Below are 3,017 nucleotides of genomic sequence, written 5' to 3'. Positions count from 1 at the left end.
AGGGTCCGGTACGTCGTGCTCTCGATGTTGCTCATGGCAACCATCCTCAATTACGTGGACCGGTCGGCGCTGGGCATCGTTGCGCCGGGCCTCTCGAAAGGCCTGGCGCTCGACAAGATGCAGATGGGCGAGTTGTTTGCGGCATTCGGCCTCGCCTATTCCATTGCCTTGGTGCCCGGCGGCGTGCTGACCGACATTCTCGGCTCACGCATCGCCTATGCGCTGTCGCTCGTCGGATGGTCATTCGCCACGCTGACGCAGGGCTTCGCGACCGGCTATCAGATGCTGCTCGGCTCCCGGCTCGCAGTCGGCGCACTGGAGGCGCCGGCCTTCCCTTCGAACGCGCGCGCGGTGACGTTGTGGTTTCCCGCGGGGGAGCGCGGCTTCGCGACCAGCGTCTATGTAATGGGGCAATACATCGGGACGCCGTTGTTCACCGGCTTGTTGCTGTGGATCTCCGCCGCGTACGGTTGGCGTATGGTCTTTTTCGTGACGGGCGGCGTCGGCATTCTGTTCAGCCTTCTCTGGTACAGGGTTTATCGCGATCCGCTTCAGCACCCGCGCGTGAATTCCGCCGAGCTGCAATATATCAATGAAGGCGCTACTGCGGCGCACAAGCCCCGCGAGAAATTCAATTGGCGCATGGCGCTCAAGCTGCTCAGCTACCGGCAGGTCCTCGCTCTCTGCCTCGGGAAGTTCTGCAACAACACGCTGCTGGTCTTCTTCACCACATGGTTCATGACCTATCTGATTGAAGCGCGTCACATGTCGATGATCAAGGTCGGGATCTTCCAGGCACTCCCTTTCATCGGCGCGACGATCGGCATTCTCTCTGCCGGCTTCCTCTCGGACTTTTTCATCCGACGCGGTGTGTCGATTTCCACTGCGCGCAAGGCGCCACTCATCATCGGCACGATGCTCGGCGCATCTATCGTGCTCGTCAATTTCGTCGAGTCGAACGAGTTGGTGATCGCTATCCTGACTATCGCGTTTTTCGCGCAGGGCGTCGGATCGATGTCGTGGGCCGCAGTCTCCGAAATCGCGCCTCGGCAGTATGTGGGACTGACGAGCAGCATCACCAGCCTGGCGGCCAACATCGCGGCCGTCACCACGCCGCTCATGATCGGCTACATCACCCACCACACCGGCCACTTCTACTGGGCCCTCAACGCGATGGGTGCGATATGCCTGCTCGGGACCCTCTCTTACTCCGTGTTGCTGGGGAAGCTTTCCCGCATCGAACTGTGACGTCTTCGACTATCTGGTGAAATCGAATGATTGAATTCAAGTGGGATCATCTGCAACTGTGCTCGGCGGACGCCGAGGCTACCGCCGCGTGGTTTGCGCGCTGCCTGAATGCCGAGATCGTGCGTCGCCCGGGGCGAGTGGATTTGCGTATCGGCAGCATCAACCTTTTCATCACATCACTGCCGGGCGCCCAACCCGGCCGCCCGCATGGCGAGCGGAAACAGGGCATCGATCATTTCGGAGTGACCGTAGACGACCTCGACGCCGCTTTCGAGCATCTGTTGCGCTGCGACGCGGAAATCGTCGAGCCGGTCAAACAGGTTCGTCCCGGTGTCAGAGCCTGCTTCGTGCAATCTCCGGGCGACATCCTCGTCGAGATCCTGGAGCGGCGACCCGCCGAGATGACTTTTATCTGAAAAAACGCCACTATTGAGACTGGACCGGTCGCGCTCGCATGCAAGGCGCGATCCGCGTCCTAACTCGCTTGCTGCGCCGTTCCACTGCACTACGCTGCATACCATCCCATGCGAAACTGGATCACTCTGACTGAAGCGGCTCGACAACTCGGAGTGCAGGCGCAGACTGTGTACGCGTACGTAAGTCGGGGCACCATCGCGGTGATGCCGGATCCGCATGACCCGCGCAAGAGCCTCTATCGCGCGGACGACGTAGCCGGTCTGTGTCGCAAGAAACAGGTGGGACGCAAGCGCGAGGCGCTCGCCGCCGGAACGATATTCGGTGCGGAGCCGTGCATTTACAGCGCCATCACCACGTTCTCAAAAGGACGGCCCTATTACCGGGGACGCGATAGCATCCGGCTTTCGGACACGGCGACGCTCGAAGACGTAGCGACCATTCTCTGGAATGCACGCGCGCCCGTTTCCTTCGAATCCGGTGATCTGGTGCTACAGGGCGACGAGCGAGGCAGGCAATGCGCGTTCACATCACTGGCGGCGCTCACGGCCTGCGGGCACTCGACGCTTGGACGCACAGACAGCGCGCTGCATGTCGAGGCCGGCCGGCTCGTGGCGCTCATCGCGCAAGCGTTTGGCGCGCGAAGTGACGTGAATGCGCGAAGAACGCATGAACGGCTCGCTCGAGGCTGGGGCCAGGAGCACGACGGCGCCGAACTCATCCGCAAGGCCATGGTCCTCGTGGCCGACCATGAGATTACGAGTTCGGCATTCGCCGCCAGGATTACCGCCTCTACTGGCGCATCGCTGCCGGGATGCCTGCTCACGGGGCTCGCAACTCTCTCCGGCCCGCTGCATGGCGATGCATCAGGCCGCGTGCGGGCCGTGTTTGACGACGTCGGTAGACTCGGTGCGGAGCACGTGGTTGCCCATCACTTGCAGTCGGCCATTCCGATCCCTGGGTTTGGACATCATCTGTATCCAGACGGCGATCCGCGGGCGGCCGCACTGCTCGAAGTGCTCAATCCTCCTCAAGAGCTCATGTCATTCATCAACAAGGTGGTTGAGCTGACCGGGCTCAAGCCAAATATCGACGTTGCGCTTGCGGCCCTGGCGGCTCAGCTGGCGTTGCCACGCGATGCGTCGTTCGGGTTGTTCGCAACAGCCCGGAGCGTGGGCCTGCTCGCGCATTGTATTGAGCAACTCCGGGTGGGCAAGGTCATACGGCCACGAGGCCGCTATACCGGGCGCGCGCTGGAAGACGCCGCCCCCGCGTCGCCTGCGGAAGGCGGCGAGAATACGCTCGATCCAGCCACGCTCGACAAGAATCGGGTTTTCAAGTCGGTTGGGCGCTGA

At 62.0% G+C, this 3,017-nt stretch carries 3 protein-coding genes; all 3 read left to right on the top strand.

Features of this window, described 5'->3' with window-relative positions; all coding sequences use genetic code 11:
- A partial coding sequence (locus tag AWB68_RS43605) for an MFS transporter (RefSeq protein ID WP_235028856.1) occupies positions 1-1,248 on the top strand: 1,248 nt, incomplete at its 5' end.
- A 26-nt stretch (positions 1,249-1,274) separates the two neighbouring features.
- Positions 1,275-1,664, top strand: a complete 390-nt coding sequence (locus AWB68_RS43600) for a VOC family protein (protein ID WP_087650278.1) — start codon at positions 1,275-1,277, stop codon at positions 1,662-1,664.
- A 108-nt stretch (positions 1,665-1,772) separates the two neighbouring features.
- Entirely contained in the window at positions 1,773-3,017 is a 1,245-nt protein-coding gene (locus tag AWB68_RS43595; RefSeq protein WP_087650277.1) for a citrate synthase, read from the top strand.

Source organism: Caballeronia choica (assembly GCF_001544535.1).
GTDB classification, from domain to species: Bacteria; Pseudomonadota; Gammaproteobacteria; order Burkholderiales; family Burkholderiaceae; genus Caballeronia; species Caballeronia choica.
The sequence above is the reverse complement of the archived record's forward strand: the minus strand, read 5'-3'. Positions and strand labels throughout refer to the sequence as shown.